Annotated in this window: 23 protein-coding genes; 5 read left to right on the top strand and 18 right to left on the bottom strand. The window is 45.4% G+C overall.

Going from position 1 to position 26,117, the window contains the following annotated elements; all coding sequences use genetic code 11:
• Window positions 1-11: 11 nt before the first annotated feature.
• The 3 genes from remA to MHI27_RS12420 are packed head-to-tail and all read right to left on the bottom strand — an operon-like array spanning window position 12 to window position 3,124.
• Complete coding sequence (gene remA / locus MHI27_RS12430) at window positions 12-272, bottom strand: extracellular matrix/biofilm regulator RemA (RefSeq protein ID WP_006209218.1); 261 nt, start codon at window positions 270-272, stop codon at window positions 12-14.
• A gap of 48 nt (window positions 273-320) precedes the next feature.
• A complete protein-coding gene (locus MHI27_RS12425) occupies window positions 321-1,214 on the bottom strand; it encodes a YicC/YloC family endoribonuclease (RefSeq protein WP_042187381.1) in 894 nt (297 codons plus the stop codon).
• A 38-nt stretch (window positions 1,215-1,252) separates the two neighbouring features.
• Window positions 1,253-3,124 carry a bifunctional homocysteine S-methyltransferase/methylenetetrahydrofolate reductase gene (locus MHI27_RS12420; protein WP_379421835.1) on the bottom strand — a complete coding sequence of 624 codons (1,872 nt, stop codon included), beginning with the start codon at window positions 3,122-3,124 and terminating at the stop codon, window positions 1,253-1,255.
• 172 nt (window positions 3,125-3,296) lie between these two features.
• On the opposite strand from MHI27_RS12420, the gene MHI27_RS12415 reads away from it, so the two are divergent.
• A complete protein-coding gene (locus MHI27_RS12415) occupies window positions 3,297-3,554 on the top strand; it encodes a hypothetical protein (protein WP_143759425.1) in 258 nt (85 codons plus the stop codon).
• On the opposite strand, the gene MHI27_RS12410 is transcribed toward MHI27_RS12415, so the two are convergent.
• The 5 genes from MHI27_RS12410 to MHI27_RS12390 all read right to left on the bottom strand — a co-directional run bounded on the left by MHI27_RS12410 (window position 3,527) and on the right by MHI27_RS12390 (window position 11,400).
• Complete coding sequence (locus tag MHI27_RS12410; protein WP_076299456.1) at window positions 3,527-4,627, bottom strand: GerAB/ArcD/ProY family transporter; 1,101 nt, start codon at window positions 4,625-4,627, stop codon at window positions 3,527-3,529. The genes MHI27_RS12415 and MHI27_RS12410 overlap by 28 nt on opposite strands.
• Before the next feature lie 18 nt (window positions 4,628-4,645).
• Window positions 4,646-5,860, bottom strand: a complete 1,215-nt coding sequence (locus tag MHI27_RS12405; protein WP_405176397.1) for a Ger(x)C family spore germination protein — start codon at window positions 5,858-5,860, stop codon at window positions 4,646-4,648.
• Window positions 5,850-7,514 carry a spore germination protein gene (locus MHI27_RS12400; RefSeq protein WP_405176396.1) on the bottom strand — a complete coding sequence of 555 codons (1,665 nt, stop codon included), beginning with the start codon at window positions 7,512-7,514 and terminating at the stop codon, window positions 5,850-5,852. The genes MHI27_RS12405 and MHI27_RS12400 overlap by 11 nt, the downstream gene beginning before the upstream one ends.
• A 138-nt stretch (window positions 7,515-7,652) precedes the next feature.
• Complete coding sequence (dapF, locus tag MHI27_RS12395) at window positions 7,653-8,489, bottom strand: diaminopimelate epimerase (protein ID WP_405176395.1); 837 nt, start codon at window positions 8,487-8,489, stop codon at window positions 7,653-7,655.
• Between the two features lie 91 nt (window positions 8,490-8,580).
• Window positions 8,581-11,400 carry a calcium-translocating P-type ATPase, SERCA-type gene (locus tag MHI27_RS12390; protein WP_405176394.1) on the bottom strand — a complete coding sequence of 940 codons (2,820 nt, stop codon included), beginning with the start codon at window positions 11,398-11,400 and terminating at the stop codon, window positions 8,581-8,583.
• A 293-nt stretch (window positions 11,401-11,693) separates the two neighbouring features.
• On the opposite strand from MHI27_RS12390, the gene MHI27_RS12385 reads away from it, so the two are divergent.
• Complete coding sequence (locus MHI27_RS12385) at window positions 11,694-13,583, top strand: NFACT family protein (protein ID WP_405176393.1); 1,890 nt, start codon at window positions 11,694-11,696, stop codon at window positions 13,581-13,583.
• A gap of 83 nt (window positions 13,584-13,666) precedes the next feature.
• Here MHI27_RS12385 and MHI27_RS12380 read toward each other — a convergent pair whose 3' ends face one another.
• The 9 genes from MHI27_RS12380 to MHI27_RS12340 form a co-directional block, all read right to left on the bottom strand.
• Window positions 13,667-14,581, bottom strand: a complete 915-nt coding sequence (locus MHI27_RS12380; RefSeq protein ID WP_405176392.1) for a PHP domain-containing protein — start codon at window positions 14,579-14,581, stop codon at window positions 13,667-13,669.
• A gap of 53 nt (window positions 14,582-14,634) precedes the next feature.
• Complete coding sequence (locus MHI27_RS12375; protein WP_405176391.1) at window positions 14,635-15,534, bottom strand: selenium metabolism-associated LysR family transcriptional regulator; 900 nt, start codon at window positions 15,532-15,534, stop codon at window positions 14,635-14,637.
• A 129-nt stretch (window positions 15,535-15,663) separates the two neighbouring features.
• Complete coding sequence (locus MHI27_RS12370) at window positions 15,664-16,101, bottom strand: hypothetical protein (protein WP_042193736.1); 438 nt, start codon at window positions 16,099-16,101, stop codon at window positions 15,664-15,666.
• Window positions 16,102-16,265: 164 nt separating this feature from the next.
• Window positions 16,266-16,529: a YlbG family protein gene (locus MHI27_RS12365; RefSeq protein WP_042126853.1), complete on the bottom strand. Its 264-nt coding sequence runs from the start codon at window positions 16,527-16,529 to the stop codon at window positions 16,266-16,268.
• 40 nt (window positions 16,530-16,569) lie between these two features.
• A complete protein-coding gene (locus MHI27_RS12360; protein ID WP_042187363.1) occupies window positions 16,570-17,007 on the bottom strand; it encodes a YlbF family regulator in 438 nt (145 codons plus the stop codon).
• A 15-nt stretch (window positions 17,008-17,022) separates the two neighbouring features.
• Window positions 17,023-18,954, bottom strand: coding sequence for a helicase-associated domain-containing protein (locus MHI27_RS12355; protein WP_405176390.1), 1,932 nt, complete (start codon window positions 18,952-18,954; stop codon window positions 17,023-17,025).
• Window positions 18,951-20,663 carry a DNA repair helicase XPB gene (locus MHI27_RS12350; RefSeq protein ID WP_405176389.1) on the bottom strand — a complete coding sequence of 571 codons (1,713 nt, stop codon included), beginning with the start codon at window positions 20,661-20,663 and terminating at the stop codon, window positions 18,951-18,953. The genes MHI27_RS12355 and MHI27_RS12350 overlap by 4 nt, the downstream gene beginning before the upstream one ends.
• Window positions 20,664-20,879: 216 nt before the next feature.
• Complete coding sequence (locus MHI27_RS12345) at window positions 20,880-21,311, bottom strand: CBS domain-containing protein (RefSeq protein WP_341060542.1); 432 nt, start codon at window positions 21,309-21,311, stop codon at window positions 20,880-20,882.
• A gap of 62 nt (window positions 21,312-21,373) precedes the next feature.
• Window positions 21,374-22,555 carry a M20 family metallopeptidase gene (locus MHI27_RS12340; protein WP_076299508.1) on the bottom strand — a complete coding sequence of 394 codons (1,182 nt, stop codon included), beginning with the start codon at window positions 22,553-22,555 and terminating at the stop codon, window positions 21,374-21,376.
• Between the two features lie 239 nt (window positions 22,556-22,794).
• Here MHI27_RS12340 and MHI27_RS12335 point away from each other — a divergent pair, with 239 nt between their 5' ends.
• Both MHI27_RS12335 and ftsW read left to right on the top strand, forming a co-directional pair.
• On the top strand, window positions 22,795-23,142 hold the full coding sequence (locus MHI27_RS12335) for a YugN family protein (protein ID WP_042187352.1): 348 nt from the start codon (window positions 22,795-22,797) through the stop codon (window positions 23,140-23,142).
• Complete coding sequence (gene ftsW / locus MHI27_RS12330) at window positions 23,139-24,383, top strand: putative lipid II flippase FtsW (RefSeq protein WP_042126839.1); 1,245 nt, start codon at window positions 23,139-23,141, stop codon at window positions 24,381-24,383. Before MHI27_RS12335 ends, ftsW begins: the two co-directional genes overlap by 4 nt.
• A gap of 90 nt (window positions 24,384-24,473) precedes the next feature.
• Here the strand turns inward: ftsW and MHI27_RS12325 are convergent, their stop codons facing one another.
• A complete protein-coding gene (locus MHI27_RS12325; RefSeq protein ID WP_042126837.1) occupies window positions 24,474-24,839 on the bottom strand; it encodes an Asp23/Gls24 family envelope stress response protein in 366 nt (121 codons plus the stop codon).
• Between the two features lie 154 nt (window positions 24,840-24,993).
• Here MHI27_RS12325 and cax point away from each other — a divergent pair, with 154 nt between their 5' ends.
• Window positions 24,994-26,064: a calcium/proton exchanger gene (cax, locus tag MHI27_RS12320; RefSeq protein ID WP_042187348.1), complete on the top strand. Its 1,071-nt coding sequence runs from the start codon at window positions 24,994-24,996 to the stop codon at window positions 26,062-26,064.
• Window positions 26,065-26,117: the final 53 nt, after the last annotated feature.

The raw sequence follows: 26,117 nt of genomic DNA, 5'->3' as shown, positions 1-26,117 counted from the left end.
CCATTTAGTTGTTATTCGTCGTTGTCGTCATCTTTACTGGATAAGCGATGCGCTACAGTCTCCGGCTGTACAGCCGACAGAATGACATGATCACTATCTGTAATGATTACGGCACGAGTCCGTCGGCCATAGGTGGCGTCGATCAACATATGTCGATCTCGAGCCTCCTGGATAATACGTTTGATCGGTGCAGATTCCGGACTGACGATGGAAATAATGCGATTGGCGGACACAATATTCCCAAAGCCAATGTTGATAAGTTTGATTGCCATGTTCCGGTAGTTCCCCCCATAAAGTTCTATGCTATTGCCTGTTCCCGGTTACTCTATGTTTGCCGCTTGTTCACGAATCTTCTCCAGCTCAGCTTTCATGTCTAGCACAAGACCCACGAGTGTTAAATGATTACATTTCGATCCGATTGTATTCGTCTCCCGGTTCATCTCCTGAATGAGAAAATCCAGCTTGCGTCCTACCGGTCCTTTCCCCTTCAGGAGGGTTCTGCATTGTTCGAAATGACTATACAACCGGGTCAACTCTTCATCAATATTACAGCGATCTGCAAAAATAGCGATTTCCATCCCGAATTTATGCTCATCAAAAGCGAACGTCCCATCATTTAACTCATTTAATCGATGACGAAGCTTGTCACGATATTCAATGATTACAACAGGTGCAAGTTCGACCATTTCAGCATGCATGGATTCGAGATGATTGAGACGCTGTTCAATATCAGCGGCTAGAAAACTGCCTTCACGGGCGCGCATCTCTAGCAGAGACTGCAAACTCTGCTCAAGTCCCGTCTCCAACATTTCAGAGTAGTCTTCTAAGGCCGCGGACACGGCACCCGCAGCCTCATCTTTGCTTTCCATAATACCGGGTATAGAAAGTATATCACGTAGAGTCAACTCACCGGACAAACCATACTCGTTCTTAAGCTGATCTGCTGCCTTAAGATAAGTCATGACAGTAGAGCGATTCAGAACCGGTCCGGAAGACGACTCATCGTGCTCTCTATTGATGGTAACATCTATCCTTCCCCGTTTGACGTGCTGCTGAACCTTTCTTCTCAGCACATCCTCATAACCCGTCCAATCCCGGGGCATCCGCAGTACAACTTCGCAGTACCGGTGATTCACCGATTTCACTTCGAACATAATCTTGTAGCCGCCGAATTGCAGGGACGATTGACCGTATCCGGTCATGCTAAATGACAACGGAATCACATCCATTACACTATTGTAATTGATTATTACTAGCGAAACAAGGGGGACAATTTACGTCCTGATTTCTCCCATACATACTCGATCAACTGTGTACTCATATCATAGAACATAAACGGTGTCATCAAATAGATCCCATTGAAATGGGCAGTTGCAACATCTAACAACTCTTTAGCGATGGCGACCCCTTCAGCTCTTCCTGCTTCTCCTTCAAGTCCCTTCATGCGATTCCGGACATCATCCGTAAGCTGGATTCCCGGAACCTCGTTATGCAGGAACTCTGCATTACGCCCACTAGCCAGTGGCATCACACCAATAAACACGGGAATATCCAGATGTGCAGTTGCCTCAGCGATCTTTACGATAAGCTCCTGGTCATAGACAGGCTGAGTCATAATATAATCTGCACCAGAGGCAATTTTCTTCTCCAGTCGCTGTACGGCCTTATCTAAATGTTTAACATTCGGGTTAAAGGCAGCACCGATAACAAAATTCGCTTTCTGCTTCAAAGGTTTACCTGAGAAGGAAATACCATCATTCAACTGCTTAATCATACGAATAATTTCAAAAGAGGTTAAGTCGTAAACCGAACTTGAGCCGGGAAGATCTCCGAATTTCGCTGGATCTCCAGTCACCGCTAACACATGATCAATTCCTAGCGCATCAAAACCCATCAAATGCGATTGAGTACCAATCAGATTACGATCGCGACAAGCAATATGCACTAGTGGACGGAGTCCAGTTTTAGCATGCACCAAATGGCCCAAAGCCATATTGCTCATCCGTGTAACAGCCAGTGAGTTATCGGCGAGTGTCAGCGCATCCGCACCTGCTCTTCTCAACGCTTCTGCACCCTTCATGAACTTGCCGATATCCAAATCACGAGGTGGATCAAGCTCAACGATAACCGTATGACGTTCCTTGACTAGATCAACCAGGTTCGGCTCACGACCATCTCTTCCCTCATCTTCGCCAAAATGCTCCTGCAAAGATACACGCTCCACAGTCGGAAGCGTCGGTTCTGGAAGTGGCTGAGGTACGTAATCTTTCAATGCGGAAGAAATTTCAGCAATATGCTGCGGAGTAGTACCACAGCAGCCCCCAATAATTCTGCAACCCATTTCTGCAAAAGTAACTGCCATTTGTCCGAAATATTCCGGTGAGGCCCCATACCGATATTCTCCATCTACATAATCCGCAACGCCCGCATTCGGATAGACCGAGGTAGGCAGAATAAGATTGCCTTGTACCGCTTTTAGTGCTCTCTTAATCCCGTTTGGGCCAGTATTACAGTTAAATCCGATGATATCCGCTCCATCACCTTCTAAGATCCGGAAAGCCTCTGGTAACGTCAATCCATCTAATGTACGTGCCGATTCATCCACAGCAAATTGGCAAATGACTGGGAGAGTACTATGTTTACGTACTGTTCTTAGCGCAAGATGCAGTTCCTCGACATCGTAAAAGGTTTCTAGCATAACGCCGTCTACTTCTTCTTCTAACAAAGCTGTAATCTGCTGTGTAAAATACCTCTTCAACTCTGTCGATGAGAGATTTGCACGCTTACCGGCGCGAATAGAGCCTACAGCACCTAATACATAGCCTGTATCTCCAGCAGCTTTACGAGCGATTCTTACTCCGGCGCGATTAATTTCTTCAACCTTGGACTCCAAACCATATTTGGACAGCCTGTCAAAATTCGCTGAGAAGGTGTTGCTTTCTAGCAGCACTGCTCCTGCATCGATATAGCTGCGATGGACATCTTCGATAACCCCCGGAGAGGTCAAATTTAATTCTTCGTAGGAAATGCCGACAGGGAAACCCTTCTGATATAAATAGGTACCCATCGCTCCGTCTCCGACCAATACTTTGTTTCCCCATGCGGAACGTAAATCCGGCTTCACTGCAAGATCCTCCCCTGTCACATTAGGTTCTACTTTAGTTTCATACTAATGTAACATAAATCGCTATGGATGATAAGCTTTCATAAGAAAAGCAATCAACCCCCCAGTGGTATGAATGATCAAGTATTAAAAGCCTCATACTAACGTTAAAAACAATAAAAGGGGTATTTAAGTGAAGAAAAAAACAAGAAAGTTTCTGATCCGAAAATACACGGTAATTCTACTCTTATGCATTCTCTGCTTATTATTTCTGTATTTGGGAGATTGGATGTACGGATATGGTCTGGGCAATATCGGTTATATTCTAAATTACTTGCTATATACCCCCTCTGAGAAAGTCGCTGCTTGTATTTTATTGCTATGCCTGATTATTCCCGATATCCTAGCCTGGAAGACGGGGCATCAACCAGAACGAGGAGGGGAACTGTGACTTCTTATCGCTGTAATAATAATTAGGAGCAATGGAATCAACACCATAAAGAAGGGAAAGACCGTGTATAGCAGTTTCCCTCCCTCTTCAATATGTTCTGTGAAGCTTCGGGCATTCAGCATCGAACTGAACAGGATTATTAGAGCTACCGGATACACCATTCTTCGGTAAGGAATCTTGAACAATTCTGAAATCCCAATAAGTGCTGCTGCAAAAAAAACAGACAATTTGAAAAAAACACCGATTATTAGCACCATGACAATTAGAATATCCACACGTTGAATAAAATCGGAGATAGAGATCTTACTGATTGTAGGCATTAAGGGGAACGGAGAACGCCTGACAATATCTGTACCAAGCACCGATATATTTAAGGCCATGGTCATACTTAACAGTATACCTGATACAAATATGCCCGCTGCGATTACCCAAGGACCTTTTTTAACGTTATTCAGATAGGGCATAAGCATAGTAAAACAGATCATTTCACCAAAAGGGAAAATGTAGTTTTGATGTAAAACAGAAGAAACAATTGGCTTAATTCCATTCTCAAAAACAGGGAGCAAACGGTTCAAATTAATGGAGCCCGAGAACATTAACATGCTCGAACAAAATAAACCGATTAATATCACAATCACCGCAAACACCAACGAAGTTCGGGACAGCACTTCTACTCCTTTATGCAATACATAAGCACTAGATAATACCATTAACATTGCTACAATGAATAACGGCGTCCTGTGCATAGTAGCCATAACTAGCATAGAGCTACCATCTCGCAGATCACGACCAGCTAAATTAAGAAATATCACGATATAAGCTATGGATATCAACGAACCCACATATTTACCAAATAGTTGCCGGATATATGCCGTAAGGGGCAGATTCGGAAACTTTCTATAAAGATAGGCATATCCTGCAAAAACAATTAATCCTATCAAATTCCCCAGCAATATGGAAATCCAAGCATCCTTATCAGACTCCATTCCAAGATTCACTACCAGCGCCGTCCCTAGTTCAAACAACACTGTCAGGGTGAAAAATTGAAGTAGTCCTATTTTTATATTTCCCATAGCTGCCCTCCTAAATTATCATTTCTTTTTGGACTGAAAGGAATCACTCCGCATGTCCGTATGCCGAATAACTATATCCACATTAAACTTGATCTCACAGGTTGCAAATATGCTATCCCAATGATCTTTTACTTGCTTCCACCCCCGCGGATTCTCTCGTTCTACAACTTCACCAAATCCAAGATAATCGCTTTTTAACGAACGAGCTGCTGAGACAGCTGCATGTAACTTATCATTGATACTCTGTTCTAGAAGTTCCGAAAGATTATTTAAGACCTTGGGATCTGTCAAATCCAAAGCATTAGGCGATTCTTTTAAACCTGCCTGCTCAGTGATATTTATTGTGATTACCGGATGCTCCGCGTCCTTCGCATCAGCATGAATATGTACCTGAGATAAATACACGATGAACGCTACATATTCATCCTCACCAATCGAAACCACTACTGGAATTTGTGTAATTTTATTCTTTAGCAGGGCAGTACCTATAGCTTCATCACCTCGTAGCCAGCCTTTCAGCTTGTCCTCTTTAAATGCAGCGAAGTCTGTAACTCTAAGAATGGCCTCAGGATCTATATTTTTCAAACTGTCGTTATTATCTTTTTTGTCCAATTCGCCTGTTACCATTACCCCATTGACGATAGGCCCACCACCTGGAATTTGAATACCACGAATTATATCGTCTACTTCCATCCGGTAATTATATCCATACTGTTTAGAGGTCGTCTGCAGCTTCTCCACTAGATCATTGGCGGGTATTTTGCCAAACGTAGTCATGGTCGTCATACTATCTACCGCCGGCTGTCCCTTTGATATAAAAATAAAACTGGTTAGCCTAGTTTCACTCTCTCTTTCTAGGACATCCATCATATCTTTGATACCTTCGCGAGCAAACTTCTCCGAAATAACGATCACTCGGATATGTCCTAAGGACAAGAAGCGCGCAGTCTGACGCGAGGCATTAGCCAACGCTTCAAACATTGTACGTCCACTGCCTTTATATACTACGACTGGCGAAGTACCTCTGGCGTTCTCGCCAGAGATTTCGTCAGCAATTATAATCTGAAAAGATAATACATATTTTTCCTCATCTGTAGGACCTCTATCAATAGCCACTCCAGAAACGATTGCCCTTCTATTTAACTCCACACTGTCCCAGCAGCCTGTAAGACTGAGAAATATCAATAAACATAGCAGGACAACCCCAATAAAAATAGTGCGATTACTCTTCATCCTGCGCTCCTTTTTTCGGATGCTCTGCCCCAGTAGATTTTTCAAGGATTTTAGGAGAAACATTCTGTTCATGTCCTGTTGAGATCTTCTTTCCTTCCGAAATGCCTTCTTGCCTCTTTGTTGTAGAAACTTGCTCCGTTCTCAAAGCCCATAAGGGCAGTCTTAAGAACGCATCTTTTTGACCATGTGAGGATATAGGCACAATAGGGGATAGATAAGGGACACCGAATGAACGCAGACTATTCATATGTGCAAGCAAAACAATTAAGCCTAAAGTAATCCCATAAAAACCAAACATACCAGCCAGCACTAAAAATCCGAAACGGATAATTCTACCTGCTATCGCCATGTTATAAGCAGGTATAGCAAAGCTCGCAATCCCTGTCAGCGCTACTACAATAACCATAACCGGTGTGATGATTCCTGCTTCTACTACTGCCTGTCCCAAAATAAGAGCACCAACAACGGATACTGTCTGTCCTACTGCACGCGGCATTCTTACTCCAGCCTCTCTAATGATCTCGAACGCTCCTTCCATCAGGATTGCCTCCACAAAAGCAGGAAAAGGTACATTTTCACGTTGTGATAATAGATTGATTAACAGGGTTGTAGGAATCATCTCATAATGGTAAGTGGTTAACGCTATATAAACGGAAGGTCCAAGAATTAGTACAATAAAACTGATATATCGAACAAGACGCATGAGAATTGCAATATCGAACCTTTGAGCATAATCCGAGGCAGACTGAAAAAACAGTGTAAATACCGCAGGCAGAATCAATACAAACGGGGTGCCATCTATAATGATCACAACCCTACCCTCTAATAGGTTCGTCGCTGCAACGTCAGGCCGTTCACTATTATTAATGGTTGGAAAAGGTGTGAAGGTTTTATCCTGAATTAGTTCTTCAATATAACCGGATTCCATGATGGCATCGACATTAATCTGTTGTAGCCGATTTCTCACCTCTTCTACCAACTTCTCGTCTGCATTGTCTTTAATGTACATGAGGGCCACATCTGTGTGAGTTACCTTTCCGATCTTTAAATGTTCTAGTCTTAGTTTAGAAGACTTAATTCTTCTCCGAATCAAGGAAATGTTCGTAGCTACAGATTCAACAAAACTATCCTTTGGGCCTCGCACGACTAGCTGGGTGGATGGTTCGCTGACGGAGCGAGCTTCTCCTCCCTCGGTCTCACACACAATTGCACTGTCATAACCTTCAATTAGAATGACCGTTTTGCCAGAAAGGATCGCCAGTAGAACCTCATTCCACTCCTCTTGCAGCTGTGCTTGACCTATTTCCAAAGCACGGTTCAATACGAATTCCTTAAGATCATTTGTTGCAGAGATGTTCTCTTTGAGCATTTCGTCTGTAATTCCGAGTAACGAACCGATTACGAATTCATCGACCGTTTCCTTGTTGACAAGACCATTAAGATGAATCACTGCTGCTTGAACGGGGCTCTCACCTCCGATCTTTACCTGACGAATTTTGAGATCAGGACTATGACCCAACTCATTATCTATTTGGTCGAGCGTTTGGTCCAAATCATCGGTAAGCCTCGGAATTCGAGTATCTTCATGAACGGAGGCTCCTTGTTGTTCCTTAGCGGATTTGTTTCTTCTGTTTATCCCGTTTATGTTCAACAAGGTCCCCCCTTTTTTCAATCTTAGGGGTATTATTCTCGGTTATCCCTTCCATTATTCGGCTACATAAAGTCGTAAGGATGTGGAAACACAAGAAGGCAGCCCAAGAGATTCTCTTGGGCTGCCTTCTTAAGTATTTTTCTAAATGGCTACACTACCTGTGAATGCAATCTCAGCAGGACCTGTCATATACACATGGTTATCCTCTTCGTTCCATTCAATATAGAGATCGCCACCCTTTAGACTAATCCAAGCTGCTCGGTCCGTCAGACCATTTAGCACAGAAGATACTAAAGTTGCGCAAGCTCCAGTCCCACAAGCAAGTGTTGGTCCAGCTCCGCGTTCCCATACCCGCATATCTACTCTGCCTCGATCCAGAACCGTCGCGAACTCGACGTTTACCTTTCTCGGGAACAATGGATGTACCTCTAGCTTAGGTCCCCATGTCGCAAGATCGAAAGATACGGCATCTTCTACATAAATAACGCAATGAGGATTACCCATAGATACTGCAGTAAACTTAAATTCGGTTCCATCCGATTCAATCCGCTCTGAGAGCACGGGTTCTGCATCAATAGCTACCGGAATTTGAAGACCGGACAATACAGGTTCACCCATATCAACCGTTACAGTTTCCACTGCACCGTCTTTTACATTCAAGGTAACCTTTTGTTCTCCGGCACCAATCGTTTCAATAACAATCTGCTCGGAGTTTACCAGGCCATGATCATAGACATATTTGGATACACAGCGAATGGCATTTCCGCACTGCTCTGCTTCCGAGCCATCAGAATTCATAATGCGCATCATGTAATCGCCGCGTTCAGACGGAAGGATGTATACAAGTCCGTCCGCACCAATTCCGAAGAATCGATTGCATAACGTTACAGCAAGATCCGCTGCATTACTTGGTAGCTCTTGCTCGCCGAAAACTACGATGAAGTCATTGCCTAGGCCGTGCATTTTTGTAAATTCCATTGAAAGTCCACTCCTAAAGGTTATGTTAAGTTAGATACGAGCTATTAACTGCAACAAGTATACCTTTAGGAATGGGGCGTTACTATTAACTTTATGCCGAAATTTTTGTACTTTTTATCATCGAATTACTGCCGCTACGACCACGATTACGTTTACCGCCCCAAACACTGCCAGCACCCATCAAGAAGGTCGGAATCCCCGCTGTTACAAATACTAGACACCATTCACGGAAATTAAGCGGCACTGTTTTGAAGACGGGCTGGAGAAATGGAATATACATAACAGCCAGCATCAAAATCACGGATGACAATACAGCAAGAACTAGGTACTTATTCTGGAACGGATTTCGATGGAACACCGAACGAGAACTGCGGCAATCGAAGACATGAATCAACTGAGCCATAACGAGTGTTGCAAAAGCTACAGATTGTGCTCGAATCAGCTGCGCTGGATTCTCTGGTGCTACACGTAAGGTTAGCCAAAATGCTCCTAACGTACATAAACCGATTAAAAATCCACGGCTTATGATCTTCCACCCTAAACGACGGGCAAAAATATTTTCCTTTGCACCACGCGGCTTATGCTCCATTAAGTCCTTCTCAGGCTGGTCAACACCAAGCGCCATCGCTGGCAGTCCGTCTGTCACCAAGTTGACCCATAAAATTTGAATAGGCACTAATGGCAGAGGCAGGCCGAGCATCATGGCAAAGAACATGGTCAAGATTTCCCCTACATTTGATGCAAGCAGGTATCGAATGAATTTACGAATGTTCTCATAGATGTTTCTACCCTCTTCAATGGCAGCAACAATGGTTGAGAAGTTGTCATCCCCTAGCACTAATGAAGATGCTTCCTTGGTCACATCTGTTCCGGTGATCCCCATAGATATTCCTATATCTGCCGCTTTAATGGCTGGAGCATCATTGACTCCGTCTCCGGTCATAGCCACAACATGACCACGGCGCTGCAAAGACTTCACGATACGAAGCTTATGCTCTGGAGATACGCGGGCGAATACGTACACATTATCCGATACTTTATCCAGCTCATCATCATCCATCCGAGTCAGTTGAGCCCCTGTTAATACTGTGCCCCCACGTTGCAGAATTCCTAATTGGTGAGCAATGGCCTCTGCAGTCGTTCCATGGTCCCCAGTAATCATCAAAGTCTTAATTCCTGCTCGGCGTGTGACGCTAATGGCATCGCGAACTTCACGCCGTGGCGGATCAATCATTCCAGCCAATCCGATAAAGACAAGTTGGCACTCCGCATCCTTTTCACTATCCACATTTTCACTTGGACGCATATCACGATAAGCCATACCTAGGACACGAAGTGCACCTGAAGCCATTTGCTCATTGGCATCAAGTACTTTCTGCCGCAATGTTGGCGTTAAAGGCACGACACCGCCCTCCCAGAGCATATACGAACAGCGATTAAGCAGCACATCAGGCGCGCCTTTCGTACATACCATCCGTCCTCCGGGATGACCAATAATAACTGACATTAACTTTCGCTCGGAATCAAAAGGAAATTCCTTCTCACGGGAGTATGTTACGGCTAGCGTCTGGGCAGTCAAACCCATCTTCCCTGAAAGCGCTACTAGAGCTCCTTCCGTTGGATCTCCTTTGAGTTCCCAGATCGATGAGCTGTCAGAAGATTTATCAACTACAATGTCCTTATCCTTCCCTTTACGCTTACCTCGCACTTCGGTCGGAAAGGTCTCAATAATCTCCGCATTACTGCACAAAGCACCCACCTGTAGCATCCGTCTTAAACTTTGATCATTTTTGAGATCTACCGGTTTACCTTTCTCCAGAACCTGTCCGTTCGGAGCATAACCTTCACCTGTTACTTCAAGGCCACGTCCGCCCGTCCATAATCGGGTCACCGTCATTTTATTCTGAGTCAATGTACCCGTCTTGTCCGAACAGATGACGGATGCGCAGCCCAAGGTTTCCACTGAAGGTAATTTACGAACGATGGCCTTTCGTTTGATCATCCTCTGCACACCCAGCGCAAGTGCGATGGTTACAATGGCCGGAAGCCCTTCCGGAATCGCAGCGACCGCCAAGCTTACCCCGGCCAAGAACATTGCTGTGGCAGGCTGTCCATGTAAAATACCGGCTGCTACAACTACAATAGTTAAACCTAGTGATACATAGATCAAAATTTTTCCTAACTGCTCGAGACGATGCTGAAGGGGAGTCTCCTGAGATTCTGTATTCTGGATCAGGTCTGCAATCTTACCCATCTCTGTGTCCATACCCGTACGAATTACGATAGCTTTACCAGTACCCCTGGTTACCATTGTGCCCATGAACCCAAGATTCTTCTGATCGCCGAGCGGAATCTCCTCAGCGCGGATCACATCCGAATGCTTCGAGACAGGCAGCGATTCCCCAGTTAGCGCGGATTCCTCCACATATAGAGAACTGCAATCCAGCCATCGTATATCCGCGGGTATTCGATCACCACTCTCCAGCAAGACAATATCACCTGGTACTAACATCTTTGCTGGAATGACCTCACTGTTCCCCCCACGCAGTACTTTGGCAGAAGGTGCGGAGAGCTGTTTTAAAGCTCTTAGCGAACGTTCGGCGCGGAACTCTTGAACAAACCCAAGGGCTCCGTTTAAAAGGATAATCGCGATGATCGTGATGGCATCCAAATATTCGCCAAGCAAACCGGATACGAGCGTCGCACCCATAAGCACAAGCACCATGAAATCCTTAAACTGGTTCAACAGCAGGGTAAACGGGGATACGGTCTTTCCTTCGGACAGCTCGTTATACCCATTTTGCTTCCGTCGCTCCGCGGCATCCTCTCCACTGAGGCCCGTCCTCGGATGGACATTGAACATTTTCTGCAGCTCTTCTGCACCGAGCCGGTGCCAACTGTTTTGTTCCATGACTTTTCTTTCCCTCCCGGTCGTTTCTTGACTTCCGGCGGCGCACAGCTTTTCCACCTGTTCATGACCAAGTGTATTCAAGGTCGTCCAATAATATCACCGCCTAACCAATTCCCCTTTTGCGCGAATGTCCCAAAGTATGGCATCATAGAGAGGTAAGCTTAAACGTCTTCGGTGTTCTTATAAGGGCGGTAAGCGTTTAAACAAGAAATATAAGATATAAAGTATGATGTGAAACTTATACTTTCTTATATTTTCAGAAATTCATTTCACGTCGACAGGAGAGCTTTATCATGGCATTAGACGGCATTGTTACCCGAGCTATCGTGCACGAACTGCAATCATTCATCGGTGCGCGTATAGGCAAAATATATCAACCGAGCAATCACGATCTTATCTTCAACCTGCGGGGTGCCGGTGGCGGCGGCAAGCTATTGCTCTCTGCTAATCCGACATATCCGCGTCTGCACCTTACAGAAAGAAGCAGCATAAACCCCTCAGAAGCACCTATGTTCTGCATGCTCATGCGTAAGCATTGTGAAGGTGGGGCTATTGAGAGCATCACTCAGGTAGGCATGGAACGAATTATTCACATAAATGTTAAGACTAGAGATGAGCTTGGAGACGTCTCTGCCAAAAAGATCATCATAGAGCTCATGGGACGGCATAGTAATATCATCCTTACTGAGCTCAGCACAGGAACGATCATAGACGGTATTCATCATGTTACTCCATCAATCAGTAGCTACCGGATCGTAATGCCTGGTGTCGCTTACACAGAGCCTCCTCAGCAACACAAGCTGAACCCTCTGGAGATCGATAAAGAACGATTTCTCAATTTGATCTCAGCTGCTGAAGAATCCGCTCTACTGGAAGAAGATGAGAAGGAGGCCGAACCGGAAGAAATCATTGAAGGTGAGCTCGCCAACCTGATTACAAAAGAAGAGGTTGAGCAGAAACCTGACGGCTCAGGCGGTCCTTCCCCATCTGCTGACCCGGTAGGCTGGATGGTGCATGCCTTCAGCGGAATGAGTCCACTTGTTGCCGGAGAAATTGCTCTTCGTCTCAGAAATGACCTTGCGATAGGTGATACACAGGGATCTGCACCAGAATTTCCAACAAAGTTATGGGACGCCTTCCAGTCTGTAATGGGACCTGTCCATAATTGCGAATTCTCTCCTGTTTCAGGTGCGAATGCGAAAGGGAAAATGATTTTTTCCGCGATTCCGTTATCTCTATTGGGTGAGAATGCGAAGCAATATAACACGATTAGTGAGTGCATGGAGGATTATTACGGGGATAAAGCTGAACGTGATACGGTGAAGCAACGGGTAAGTGATTTGATCCGTTTCCTGAGCAACGAACGTAGCAAAAACGTTAAGAAGCTTGCCAATCTACAGAAGGATCTAGACGAAGCGCAAGACGCAGATCGCTATCGTATTTGGGGTGAATTGCTATTCGCGTCCTTACATGCCGTGTCCAAAGGAGATAAAGAAGCCTCTTTGGTCAACTATTATGACGAAAATCAGGCAGAAATGGTCATCCCACTCGACCCTTTATTAAACCCATCGGATAATGCACAACGTTATTTTAAAAAGTACAACAAATATAAAAACAGCCTCCTTGTCATTAATGAGCAGCTGATTAAGACCCATGAGGAAATATCCTACATGGAAAGTTTACTTCAACAGCTTGCCCATGCCTCATTGAATGACATTGAAGAGATCCGCGACGAGCTTGTAAGTCAAGGATATCTTCGCGACCGAAGCAAAAAAGGAAAGAAAAAGAAAAAAGCAACCAGACCTACATTGCAGGTCTTCACCTCGTCTGAAGGCATCGACATTTATGTCGGAAAAAATAATTTACAGAACGAATACGTCACTAATCGACTGGCTTCACCTAATGACACTTGGCTGCATACCAAGGATATTCCTGGTTCTCACGTTGTCATCCGTAGTGAGGAATTTGGAGATGCCACACTGGAAGAAGCCGCCCAGCTTGCCGCTTTTTTCAGTCAGGCGAAGCAGTCAAGCAGTGTGCCTGTAGACTGCACACTAATCCGCCATGTCCGCAAACCGAGTGGCTCGAAACCCGGATTTGTGATCTATGATCATCAGAAAACATTGTTTGTCACTCCAGATGAAAATCGCATTAAGAGTCTTCCAAATACGCTGAGAAGCTAAATAACAAAAAGAACCGGCTGTCGTCCATTTGTGGATGACAGCCGGTTTTCGTTTTTCAGTATATTATGTGCAACTGATTGAACTTAGTTTTGACGTAACATGCCAGCAACCTTCTTCAACTGTTCCAGAGCTTCAACAGAAACCGTAACACTACCGATATCTCCATGGAATACAACACCTTGACGGGCACCATGAAAATCCGAGCCACCGGTTATAATTAAGCTGAATTCTTCAGCCATGGTTAGGTAACGCTCTGAATCAGCGGGTTCGTGATCCGAATGATAAACCTCAATCCCTTTAAAAGCCCCCCGCTCCATAATCCCTCGTACTAACTGGTCGTCACCATATAGGCCTGGATGCGCCAATACTGGAGACCCACCCGCCTCGATGATCCAATCACAGGCATCCTCGGGTGTGATTCGTGGGGGTGACACGTAAGCCGCTGCACCTTCGGCTAAATACTTATTGAACGCATCTCTCATATCCGTAGCTGCTCCAAGACGAACCAGCTCATCAGCAATATGTGGTCGCCCAATACTCTCATCAGGCTTCAGTTCCCGTCCAATTCCCGCGACAACTGCCTCAAGCGTAATTTCAATCCCAAGCCCACGTAATTTTGAGAGGATCGCCTCATTCCTTAGTGCCCGGGTTTCTCTTAGCCCTTCCAAACGGGAAAGAAACAACTCATTTGCTGGATCTATGTAGTATCCAAGGACGTGAATATCTTTTCCTCCAGCACGAGTGCTGATCTCTACACCCGGTACAACAGTGATTCCGTATTTCTCTCCTGCTTTGAGAGCTTCCTTCACACCAGCCACAGTATCATGATCCGTTATGGCAACTGCGATTAGTCCCTTCTCTTTAGCGAGACGTACATTTTCCTCCGGTGGCTGCATGCCATCAGAGGCTTGAGTATGCGTGTGAAGATCGCATCGTGAGGCGTCAATATTCTCCGGTCTGTCGCCCTTCAGTTCATCCAGTCTAGTTTCATTCTCCATTTCTATCACCTCTACCGCTAGTTTCTAAGTTTCCTGCCTCTGGTCATATTGCTTTAGTTATCATTCGAATGCTCACGCAAAAAAGTCAAGAACGTCACTGCAGAAATTGGCAGCAGTGTCGATTTTAGATGAATGGCGTAGAAATGTCTTTTAAATGAGGCATCCGAGATATTCACGATTTTCAGTAGTCCAAGCGCAACCTCATGTTTAACAGAAGAAGTCGAGATAATAGTAACCCCAAGACCCGCCTCCACTGCCGACTTCACAGCACCCGTACTACCAAGCTCCATCACTATTTTCATCGATCCCGGATCAAGCCCCTTCGAGAACAGCTGCTCTTCCATCACACGCCGCGTTCCTGAGCCCTGCTCACGCAGAACAAAAGGGTGCTGAAGCACCTCCTCCAAAGTGACCTCTTGCTGCTCTGCAAGCGGATGATCATGGGGCACAATCAACTTCAATTCATCCCCCATCACCGGCTCAATCACCATATCAGGATGTGTTACCGATGCTTCAATTAAACCAAAATTCAACTGATGTTTTAGGATTTCCTCCATAATTTGCGAGGTATTCATGACCTTCATCATGATTGAAATGTTCGGATATTGCTTTCCAAAAGGACCTAAGAGCCGTGGCAGCACATACTCCCCAATGGTAAGGCTTGCCCCAAGCTGCAAGCGCCCTTCCAACATATGCGTAAACGCCGACATCGCTTGATCCGTCTCCCGCATCAATTGGATACTGCGCAGCGCGTATGGCATTAACGTATGACCTGCTTCGGAGAGCATGATTTTTTTGGTAGAACGATTGAAGAGCTTGGTTCCAAAATAATCCTCTAGCGCCTGTACTTGCATTGTCACTGCTGGTTGAGTCATATGTAATGTCTGTGCCGCTGCCGAGAAGCTTCCTCGCTCTAAGACAGTATAAAAAATATGTAATTGATGAAAGTTCATGCTCTGCAACTCCTTGTGCTATCTATAAAAGAAACTTAAGGGATTATGTACGATATGAAGCTTATATATTCTTATTTTCAAAAAGGACATGCAGCCACCGCCGCATGCCTCCTGTTCGTTCTTTATACACTATTTACGTTTACGCTTCTTCTTCGTTAGCTTAGTGCGGCGGGAATTGCGCAGCAGCGAAAAGTAAGTTTTTAAATCTCTCAACTGTGGAGTCGCAGAGATTCTCCCAAGAAACGAAACGATGATCATAGAATATAATGGCTGACCTGAAATATCTTTTTCACCTATCAATTCCGTGAACTCAGCGATTACTACAGAGTCATCGTCAATTAAATACGCGTTAAAATCACTGTCTGAAAAGGGCTTGAGCCGATTCTGCATCAGGCACTGCCACATCCATGCGGCGACCTCTTCGTCATCGCTTACACCTTTACTGATCCGGTCCAAATAACGACTCTTCGCATGATTTGTTATAACGATGTCAGCGACCCTGTAGTCGTTCAGCATGATGTGGAAGGGCTCGTAAGAACTGGGCCAATCCGTCCCTTTGTTGCGCATCATCATCACACTCCACCATAAGGGTCTTTGTATGTACTTAATGTTGTCATCTTACCTCATTGCTGAAAGTTGTACAAGTTCCAGAGCACGGAAGAAACCGCGGTTACCCGAGATCTGCGCATAAAAAAACAGGTGCTACTTAAGCACCTGTTCATCTCCAAGAATTACATACCGTAGTTACGGGACTTGTCCGGCCCATTACTGGTATACTCTGTCTTAATTTCGTTACGATAGGATCTTTCGATCTTACGAACGTAGGAGAGTCTGCGGACATTCTTCATAACTTCCTCGGCACGTTCTGCATTTACATACATCACTGCATAATGCATTTTCCGAGAAACATAATGTAATGTTCCGTATTTCTCAAGGTTACGTGCCGCTTTAACGTCACTTACCCAAATGATGTATCCTGTCCGTTCCGCAAACATAAGCTAAACCGCCTTTCTCTCTCTAAATCCTAAGGGAAGCTTATCCGCAGGAGCATTTTCCCCCGCTACCGCATCCACCTTTAGGGGAAGGATCATTGCTTGGTACTTTAATGCTATCCGATACTGAAAAAGCAATCGCTTCCGACATGGAATGCAGAATGTCATCAAGAGTCTTCTCCGCCTGCTTAAAACGAGCGACCTCTTCAAAATTCTCCAATTCCGCTTCTACTGCCGAAACCTCATCCTTCGCTGAATGATAGTTCGGATGAAAATGTCCGAATCGCTGTGTTTCTTCAAACAACTCCTTCTTGGCTTGAAGCTGTTTGACCATGGCCTGAATTTCTGGGTTCGAATCAACCCGTCCTTTCCAGTATAAGTAATCCGACACTTCGGCGGATTGATTAATCATATCGCCTAATTCATAGGCGTATGTCAGCACTTCAGCCATATCGACCGTATTTAATTCCGCTACGCTCATGAACTCAGCTCTTTTCTACGTTAATGTTCTACCGAATTCAGTAGACTTTTCTATCATACCATAATCACTCGCTTCAGCAGAAGAGGAATTTCTTCGCCTTTTGGGAATTACTAACTTCATTTCCTTCCAGTCTTCAGGGGCCAGCTCTATTTCCTCAACCGTTTCACCATCGTTATACAGCAGATGGCCTTCCACTTTCCAAGGATTACCTTTTATTCTGGAGGGGATGAAATCTAACATTTGGTCCTTTAAGGAAAACCGCACCTTAATTCCCCATTTCAGCCCTTGTTCCATTACTTTCTGAGCGGTTGAGCTATGATAATGGCGCCATTCCTTGCTCCAGATCTGTGGCACATTTTCTCCACCTAATAAGATATCCTCCTCCTGCTCAGGAGAAATAACTGGTAGGTTTAAAAAGGGATTCCCTCTGTCGAGTAGCTTTAGTTCAGCATTTAGTTCTGGAAGTGAATACAACGCTTGCCCGGTTTCGGCTTCTTGATGAAATGAAGTCCATTCAGCATCCACCTCTTCCTCACGTCCTCCAATCATCCTAGAAGGGGCCAATCCTGCTAAGAACAGCTCCTTACGCATCTGCTCCACAGACTCCGGAGATACAAGGAAATGAAGCGGTCCGATACGTTTAAGGCTCTCTTGCAGTCGCGGATGGGCTGCAATAGCCGCTCCGTCCTCCTCCGTCTGACAAGTCAACAGAATCACTTCAGAGAGTGATGTTCGGCCAATGCTCTTTCCCCATTGCTCTAAAGACAGCTCTACCACAGATGGCAGACCACCCAGTGCATGATCTTTAATCCAAGCTATCGCTTCTTCTGGAGGCATCCCTCGCTCTGATGCATGCACTAGCATCTCACGAGTCAGTCGGAAGCTCCACATCGTATCTGTTTGCAGAAGTTCAGCGCATTCAGCTAAAATCCAGCGCACAGTATAGAGAACATCCGGTGGAATCAGGACTTCAAAATCGGGCTGCACAATAAACTGGTCATTCGAATGCTCTGCCACAGAATCAGGGAAGGACTCACTACTGTACATCAGCTTCGGTTTTGCAGCAGTCCAGCGAAAACACTGGATACCCTCAGGCGTGCTCCCCAGTTCACACCATCCAAAGCCTGTTAGACAACGAAGCCAGTTCAAGCTTGATTGTTCCAGCTCTTTCCGGGTAACTGTTCCGGTTAAATTCATATCTGCCATCCAGTCCAGAAGCTCAGGCAACGCTGTCCATTTCTCTGATACAAAAGCATTGCTGGATATTAAATAGCGAAAATGCTGATCGGCAGGCCCAATGCTTCCAAAACGATGAATAACAATCCCATACAGGATGTCAGTCATTCTTGTCTCAGGAAGTTGCAACCAACTTCCAAGCATATCCTTGTCCAGTCTATAGCCTGTTTTCAGTCTGGTAATAAGCCCAAGACACAACATGATATCTACTACAAGAGCCGCTGACAGGGCATCCGCCTCATTCGAAGGATTACCCATAGAGAGCCCCGCTAAATGCTTTTCCTGAAAAGAAAGCTGAGCCGCTAAACGATTTAAATTCTTTTTATGAATAATTCCCTTAGCGGTAAAAGGCAGGCCTTCACGAGCCATGAACAGCAAGGCCCGAAACAGATCTACTGCCAGTCCAGCACCCGCCTCCATGGATAGATTTACTGAATAACCCTCAATAAACTTAGGTTGGTATGGGAAGAATTCTTGTTCTAGCACTAATAATTGTTCAACTGGAATTTGGTACAGCTTCTCCCCCAATATTTTATGCCTCGCAGTTAACAACCCAGCGCGCCGCAGTTCATTCATTGCAAGCTTTTGCTCTGCCCGGCAGAGCGTCGAAGGACGCCAACGCTCTTCTTTTCCCTCGTCAAAGGGCTGGGCCGCGTAAGCAGCACATAATCGCTTTAAGACCTCTAGGGCTTCCGCTGATAGCTGGTTCAATGGATCGTCCGCTCCTTTCCGTTCGGCACCATTTTAACGACATATTCATACCCCTGTTCTGTTAAAAACATCCGGCGGCGCATAGCGAATTCCTGCTCCCGGCTATCTTCAGATACCAGCGAATAGAAGTACGCTTTGTTCTCACCCGCCTTCGGACGCAAGATTCGACCCAAGCGCTGGGCCTCCTCCTGCCTGGATCCAAAAGCTCCTGAAACCTCAATAGCAATCGACGCATCTGGCAAATTCACCGCAAAATTCGCTACTTTAGAGACAACAAGCACCTGTATTATTCCCTCGTTAAAAGCTGCATACAACTCATCTCTTTCTCGCTGCTTCGTTTTACCCGTAATCAGAGGTGCACCGATCTTATCCGCCAGTTCAATTAATTGGTCGAGATACTGTCCAATAACCAGAACCGATGATCCCTGATGGGCTTTTAGAAGCTCGACTATAACCTCAGCTTTTGCAGGATTGCATGAGGCCATACGAAATTTCTCTTTCGCTTCCGCATACAAATACTTCCGTCTCAGCTCAGAGCTCATCGGTACGATCATCTCGACACATTCTACCTCTGCAATCCACCCCTGCTGCTCCAGCTCCTTCCAAGGCATGTCGTAACGCTTAGGCCCGATCAATGAGAATACGTCCCCTTCCTTCCCGTCTTCTCTAACCAGAGTTGCAGTGAGACCCAGTCTTCTAGTAGCCTGAATATCTGCTGTAGCCCGGAATACTGGAGCTGGAAGCAGATGAACCTCATCATAAATAATCAAACCCCAGTTGCGTTCATTGAACAGCTTCATATGGAGAAAAGGACCGCCTTTGGATTGACGGTGCGTTAATATCTGATAGGTAGCTATAGTAACAGGCCGCACTTCTCTTTTTTCACCGGAGTATTCGCCAATAGACTCATCAGCCAAATCGGTTCGCTCAAGCAGCTCATCTACCCATTGTCTTACCGAAGTTGTATTTGAAGTTAAGATCAGTGTTTCGCATTGTAGACTTTCAAGAACGGCCAGTCCCACTACCGTCTTACCCGCTCCACAAGGCATCACAACTACCCCGCTGCCTCCCTGCCCTTCTATGCCTTGAAACATCTGGACAGCCTCCTGCTGATATTCACGCAGTCCAAAAGCTTCACCTTTCGCTCCATCCTTTGCGTGATTGTGAGACTCCTTCCAGGTTAAACTTAGAGCTTGTCCGACATGATAACCAGCATAATCCAGGACAGGGTAGCCTAGTCTCATCAGCTCTTGCTTTAAAAGCCCTCTGTTCTCCGCACGGCATGAGCTTTCTAGTGGATTTATTCTCTGCAAACCTAACTCCTTTAGACCTGATTCATTAGATAGTCCATTCAGAATCTCAGCTGTCTCAGCCCTAAGCGTAATGAGCTCATTCGAAGTCTCCTGACCGTGAAGGGTGAGCTTTCCATACCTAGAGAGAAGAGTTGCGATCTCATCCTCCAGCCCGGCAGGAACACCCCAGCGCGCGAGTTGATGCAGACTTGAAATAATCGTTTCAGCTGTATAATTAAGCGCTGCAGCATTCCATAATGATAATGGAGTGATTCTATAGGTGTGATAAGCCGGAGGACTCTTTACGAGCTCTGCAAAGGCTCCTAGTTCTTTCCTAGCCTTCTCAAAACCAGGATGTGCACATTCCAGTAGAATCGTCCGATCCCTTCGCACAATGCAAGCCCCTGTTTCATTCATAACGTTCCCTCCCCAATCATTAATTTTATTCAAGCCTGCTCTATGTAATCTGCTTACATTCATACAAGCAAAAACGCCCTCGGCGTCTCAAAAGGACGGTAAGCGTTTATGCGAGAAATATTAGGATAATGTATAGTGTGAAATCTATATTTTCTTAGTTTGAACAGGAAAAAGCTCATCCCCGCATAACGGTCATGAGCTTCCCTATCAAACTATTTAATGTAAATGCTGCTGCGAAATATCATGAAGCGCTTCGCCAGCCTCGTCCGCAAAAATGTTGCGCACAGCCAAGTCACCGATGGACACTACACCTATCAGCTTCTGGCCACTTGTCACAGCCAATCTGCGAATTTGCCAGCTCGACATCAGTTCTGCAGCCTCATCTACAGATGTATTCTCTGAGACGGTCTGAATTTCTCTACTCATTACCTTTTCCACAGCTGTTGATCCAGGGTGTTTAGCCGCGTAACCTCTAATCACTAGATCACGATCTGTAATTACACCGAGTAATGTCTTATCATCTTCATTATCAATGACTGGTATAAATCCAGTGTCATGATCTCTCATTTTAACAGCGACTTCATACACATTATCCAGTAGTGTGACTGCTACAGGCTCCTTCGTCATAACCTCTTTCACTGTCTTCAAGAACGAACCCTCCTAATCATAATCCCCATGTTATGGAATAGGTTCTCCTCTATGAAACGAAATTATACGATTGTCTTCTCTTGCAAACAGGAATTCGCCATAGCGATCAATAATTTCATCCCATGCAACATAGCATCCTCGTCAAAATCAAACTTGCTATGATGATGCGGGTAAGCTGCATCTTTGTCTGGATTCCCAGCCCCTACGAACATAAAGCAGCCAGGAATTTCTTTTACATAGTAGGCAAAATCCTCAGCTGGCATCAGCTTTTCCATGCGAATCACTTGAACAGCTTCTCCTAGTGCTCCCGGTGCCACCTCGGAAAAACGCTGGTATTCCCCCTCGTGATTTACGAGTGGCGGATATCCCATAACATAGTCTATCTTAGCTTCTGCACCGTATGCGCCAGCTATTGAAACTGTCATTTCTTCGATTCTGCTGCGGATCAGATAACGGGTCTCCTCGTCGAACGCCCGTACGGTTCCTGTAATGCGACAACGCTCAGCTATGACGTTCTGGGCGAATCCCCCTTGAATGGTTCCTACACTGAGAACAGCGGGCTCCAGCGGGTTCACAGAGCGGCTTACGATGCTCTGAAGCTGAGTCACAAGCGCTGCCCCGGCTACAATACTGTCTATCGTGCGATTCGGCATACCGCCATGTCCGCCCCTGCCGATGATATCAATGAAAAATTCATCAGCAGATGCCATAAGAGGTCCTGGCGCACTGCCCACGGTCCCCATTGGAAGCGGAGTCCACAAATGCAAACCATACACCGCATCCGCGCCTTCCAGCACGCCTTCGGCAATCATCCCCTGTGCTCCACCCGGGCATACTTCCTCCGCAGGCTGAAAAAGAAAACGCAGCTCCCCTTCTAACTCTTCAAGGCGGCTGCTATAGTAAAAGGCTACACCCAGCAGTATTGAAGTGTGTCCATCATGCCCACAGGCATGCATAACCCCTTCATTTTGCGAAACGTAGTCATTCTTATTCTCCTCTTTAATAGGTAGTGCATCCATATCCGCGCGAAGGACTACCGTTTTCCCCGGCCGATGTCCTCGCAATATACCTGTTACACCATACCCGGACGTGCTTCTTCTAACTTCGATGCCGAATTCTGCTAACTTGTCTGCTATAAATGCTGACGTTTCCTTTTCATGAAAAGACAACTCCGGATGACGGTGTAAATGGCGTCTCCATTCCACGATCTCCGGCATGAGCGAATCAACCGCTAAGCTCTTCATACGTTCTCCATCCCCTTCTTCATAAACCCGCATCAATAGCATGCGACAGCAGTCCTGTACACTTTGTTCCAGCCGTATACGGCTATAATTCTTTTATTGTAGCAGAAACGCAAAAAACTGGGTATCGTTAGGAGGTACCTACTCTTGCACAACGTTTAGAAACATACTATCATGAGGTAGAACATCAGCAAACGGATCATGAATTCATCATTATACTTCATAAGGGGGATATGCGTGCTATGATTTTTGAGAACACGGGCCTCGTAGGATTGAAGAGTGATCTTCTCTATCTGGACGAGAGTGCTACAAAGGCTGGCTTTATCCGCTGGCAATGGGAATACTATCGTGCCACTTACGACTGCAAAATTGAAGACCCACAGGATGGTGGCGAATACTTTCTACGCATCAACACTCGCGCTGTCGAGGGGAAGCTAGAGAAGGCTGATGCCGTACTTGCAATTGAAGCCGTATACTTAGGGAAAGCAACATTCCCCCATGGTCTGGAGTATGACTCTCCAGTCCCTAAACCAGTATTGGACACTGCTGCTACTCGGATTCTCGAATTAAAGCAGCTGTTGGAGGCTTGAGTAACAGAAAGGGAAAGACGAAACAAAATGTCAGCCTGCCCAAAAGAGGAACACCCGATTTCCAACTACTTATCTTAACACTACTACTTGTGGGTTTCGGTCTAGTCATGGTCTTCAGTGCTAGCTCCAGTTTGACTTTAGCGAGCTCGAAGTTCGGTAATGACCCTCTATATTTCATGAAACGCCAAATGATCTGGATCGTACTTGGAATTGTTGTTATGTTTACAGCCATGAATATTCCCTACAGTAAATTCAAGAAGTGGTATGTCCCTATCTTCATCATCACCGTTATTCTCCTGCTAATTGTAGCCTTCTCTGAAAGAATCAATGGCGCCAAGAGCTGGTTAAGTATCGGGAAGCTAGGGATCCAGCCTACCGAACTAGCCAAAATATCGATTATCCTGTATCTCTCCGCGCTGATTACCAAAAAAGGTGAACGGTTTAGAGATTTCCGCACAGGATATATCCCTGTAATGGTCATTGTGGGTATCGTTGCCGGACTTATTATGATGCAGCCAGATTTGGGCTCATGCCTTATTCTAGTAGCTACCAGTGGACTTGTCATTTATGCAGGCGGTGCCAGCATGAAGCATATCCTAGGCTCTATTGCACTCTTGGTGCTCGGAGTAGGAATTGTTATGGGGGCTAAAGCAGCGATTGATTCTCTTTCCCCTGCAACCGACAAAGTAGCCGCCAATCAGGACTACAGAAAAGGTCGTATTCAAGCTTTCATAGATCCCTATCAGGATGCTGAGGGTGAAGGGTATAATATTATTCAGTCTCTGACCGCTCTCGGACAAGGTGGAGTCAGCGGCTCTGGGTTTGGCAAAAGCATTCAAAAGCTGGATTATCTTAAATACCCGTATACGGACTTTATTTTCCCCGTGATTGGTGAAGAGTTCGGCTTTGTAGGCACAGCATTATTTCTGATGTTATACCTGTATTTTATCTGGCGAGGGATTTTAATCTCATTAAGGTGCAAAGACCCCTTTGGCACACTTGTCGGCATTGGGATTATGGGTCTCATAGCCATTCAGGCCTTTGTCAATATTGGCGGTGTAACGAAGACGATTCCGCTTACCGGAGTAACTTTACCATTTATCAGCTATGGCGGCTCTTCACTTCTCGTGAGCATGCTGTCCATGGGAATTATCCTGAGTATTTCCAGAGAAACTAATCTTCCAGCTAAAGAGGAAGTAACGAAATCTGTAACTACAGTTAGACAAGTTCGTTCCCGGTGAGATTCATAAATCCGGATGTGATGGAATATATAAAAAAGCAGTCCAAGTTAAATATCTTGGACTGCTTTTTTGTGTACAAGCTTTTTTGCATTAAGCAATTTCATCGTTCTTAAAGGCTACGCCTTCAACTTTGACATTCACTTCAACAATATGAAGTCCAGTCATGCTCTCCACAGCTTCGCGTACGTTCTGTTGAAGCATCCGGCACACTTCATGTATCGGAGTTTCATAGAGAACTATAATACGCAGGTCTACTGCTGCTTCTAGCTGTCCCACTTCAACGGTAACGCCCTTTTGGACGTTCTTACCACTAAGACGCTTTGCCCAGCCCTCTGATAGGCCACCTGACATGGCTGCAATACCTGGAGTCTCCAAGGCAGCCAATCCGGCAATTTTCGAGACGACGTCATTTGAAATTCGTATATTTCCCATTTCCAATTGAAGTTGTTCTGCCATGCCATATCCCCCCTTAACTCATTATCAATTATTGTAATTCCTAAACAGGCTAAAAAGCAAATCAGTTTCTCGCTTTCTCGTTTACACTTAGGAATAATTTGGGTATATTGATTATGAATTGATCCTGAATACATAGATTGGAGTGTACTTTACATTGAAAAAATGGATTTCACCAGCTTTGCTGGCAATCACCTTTATCCTTAGTGCCATAGGACATTATGCAGATTGGGACCACACGCTTCAGTTCGTTCTCTCTGCAGTAGCCGTTGTGTTTGTGGCTGGCTTTCTGGGCCGCGCCACAGAAAGTGTAGCACATTATGCTGGACAGCGGTTAGGCGGCTTCCTAAACGCTACCTTCGGTAATGCCGCAGAGCTAATCATTGCCTTTTTCTTAGTGAAGGAAGGACTGTTCGACATGGTGAAAGCCAGTCTTACCGGTTCCATTATTGGCAATCTGCTGCTTGTCCTCGGTTTAAGTATTTTCGCTGGCGGAATGAAGTTCAAAGTACAGAACTTTAACGTAACCCTTGCCGGTATGAACGGTTCCCTTATGATCGTAGCGGTGATCGCTTTATTTGTACCGGCTATGTTCTTCAATACCCATTCCATAACTGAAAAAGATACAGACGTGCTGAGTTTAATCGTTGCCGGGCTGCTCATCGCTTCGTACATGGCCTGGCTGGTCTTCTCCATGATTACGCACAAGAAACATCTAGAGGACGTTACAGAAGCCGGTAAGGAAGAAATGGCTCATGAGCATGCGCCTAAGTGGTCCAGAAACAGATCCATCCTTTATCTACTTCTTGCTACCGTAATGGTAGCCTTTGTGAGTGAGTGGCTGGTAGGGACGCTAGAGACACTAACTGAGCGCTTTGGATTTAGTGAACTGTTTGTAGGCGCCTTCCTCGTGGCAATCATCGGTAATGCCGCAGAACATAGTGCAGCCATTATGCTAGCCATGAAGAACAAAATCGGTGCGGCAGTAGAAATCGCTGTCGGGAGCAGTCTTCAAATTGCACTATTTGTAGCGCCTGTACTTATCTTCGCCAGTTATTTCATGGGTGATACTATGGACATTGTGTTTACAACGATCGAAATTGTCGCCATTGGTGTCGCCGTCTTTATTGCCAAATCAATCACTCAGGATGGTTCGACCAACTGGTATGAGGGTCTCTTGCTATTAACGGTTTATCTAATTCTCGGAGTCTCCTTTTATCTAGTATAAATACTTCCCTATTCATTCTATAATTCTCAAAAAAAACGCACATGAGTGACGAA

The organism is Paenibacillus sp. FSL H8-0261, from assembly GCF_045040645.1.
Classification (GTDB): domain Bacteria; phylum Bacillota; class Bacilli; order Paenibacillales; family Paenibacillaceae; genus Paenibacillus_AQ.
Note: the sequence above shows the minus strand (reverse complement) of the source record. Positions and strands in the feature narration are given on the sequence as shown.

Bases quoted from the DNA above. Each gene is read 5' to 3' on its own strand.
- MHI27_RS12340 (WP_076299508.1), bottom strand. From the start codon at position 22,555: ATGAAGAGCTTAGCGGTTGATTCGCTCATGCCGGAGATCGTGGAATGG.
- dapF (WP_405176395.1), bottom strand. From the start codon at position 8,489: ATGGAATTTACAAAAATGCACGGCCTAGGCAATGACTTCATCGTAGTT.
- MHI27_RS12385 (WP_405176393.1), top strand. From the start codon at position 11,694: ATGGCATTAGACGGCATTGTTACCCGAGCTATCGTGCACGAACTGCAA.
- MHI27_RS12380 (WP_405176392.1), bottom strand. From the start codon at position 14,581: ATGGAGAATGAAACTAGACTGGATGAACTGAAGGGCGACAGACCGGAG.
- MHI27_RS12350 (WP_405176389.1), bottom strand. From the start codon at position 20,663: ATGAATGAAACAGGGGCTTGCATTGTGCGAAGGGATCGGACGATTCTA.
- MHI27_RS12325 (WP_042126837.1), bottom strand. From the start codon at position 24,839: ATGGCAGAACAACTTCAATTGGAAATGGGAAATATACGAATTTCAAAT.
- MHI27_RS12375 (WP_405176391.1), bottom strand. From the start codon at position 15,534: ATGAACTTTCATCAATTACATATTTTTTATACTGTCTTAGAGCGAGGA.
- remA (WP_006209218.1), bottom strand. From the start codon at position 272: ATGGCAATCAAACTTATCAACATTGGCTTTGGGAATATTGTGTCCGCC.
- MHI27_RS12405 (WP_405176397.1), bottom strand. From the start codon at position 5,860: ATGAAGAGTAATCGCACTATTTTTATTGGGGTTGTCCTGCTATGTTTA.
- MHI27_RS12370 (WP_042193736.1), bottom strand. From the start codon at position 16,101: ATGCGCAACAAAGGGACGGATTGGCCCAGTTCTTACGAGCCCTTCCAC.
- MHI27_RS12335 (WP_042187352.1), top strand. From the start codon at position 22,795: ATGATTTTTGAGAACACGGGCCTCGTAGGATTGAAGAGTGATCTTCTC.
- MHI27_RS12365 (WP_042126853.1), bottom strand. From the start codon at position 16,529: ATGTTTGCGGAACGGACAGGATACATCATTTGGGTAAGTGACGTTAAA.
- MHI27_RS12360 (WP_042187363.1), bottom strand. From the start codon at position 17,007: ATGAGCGTAGCGGAATTAAATACGGTCGATATGGCTGAAGTGCTGACA.
- MHI27_RS12410 (WP_076299456.1), bottom strand. From the start codon at position 4,627: ATGGGAAATATAAAAATAGGACTACTTCAATTTTTCACCCTGACAGTG.
- MHI27_RS12390 (WP_405176394.1), bottom strand. From the start codon at position 11,400: ATGGAACAAAACAGTTGGCACCGGCTCGGTGCAGAAGAGCTGCAGAAA.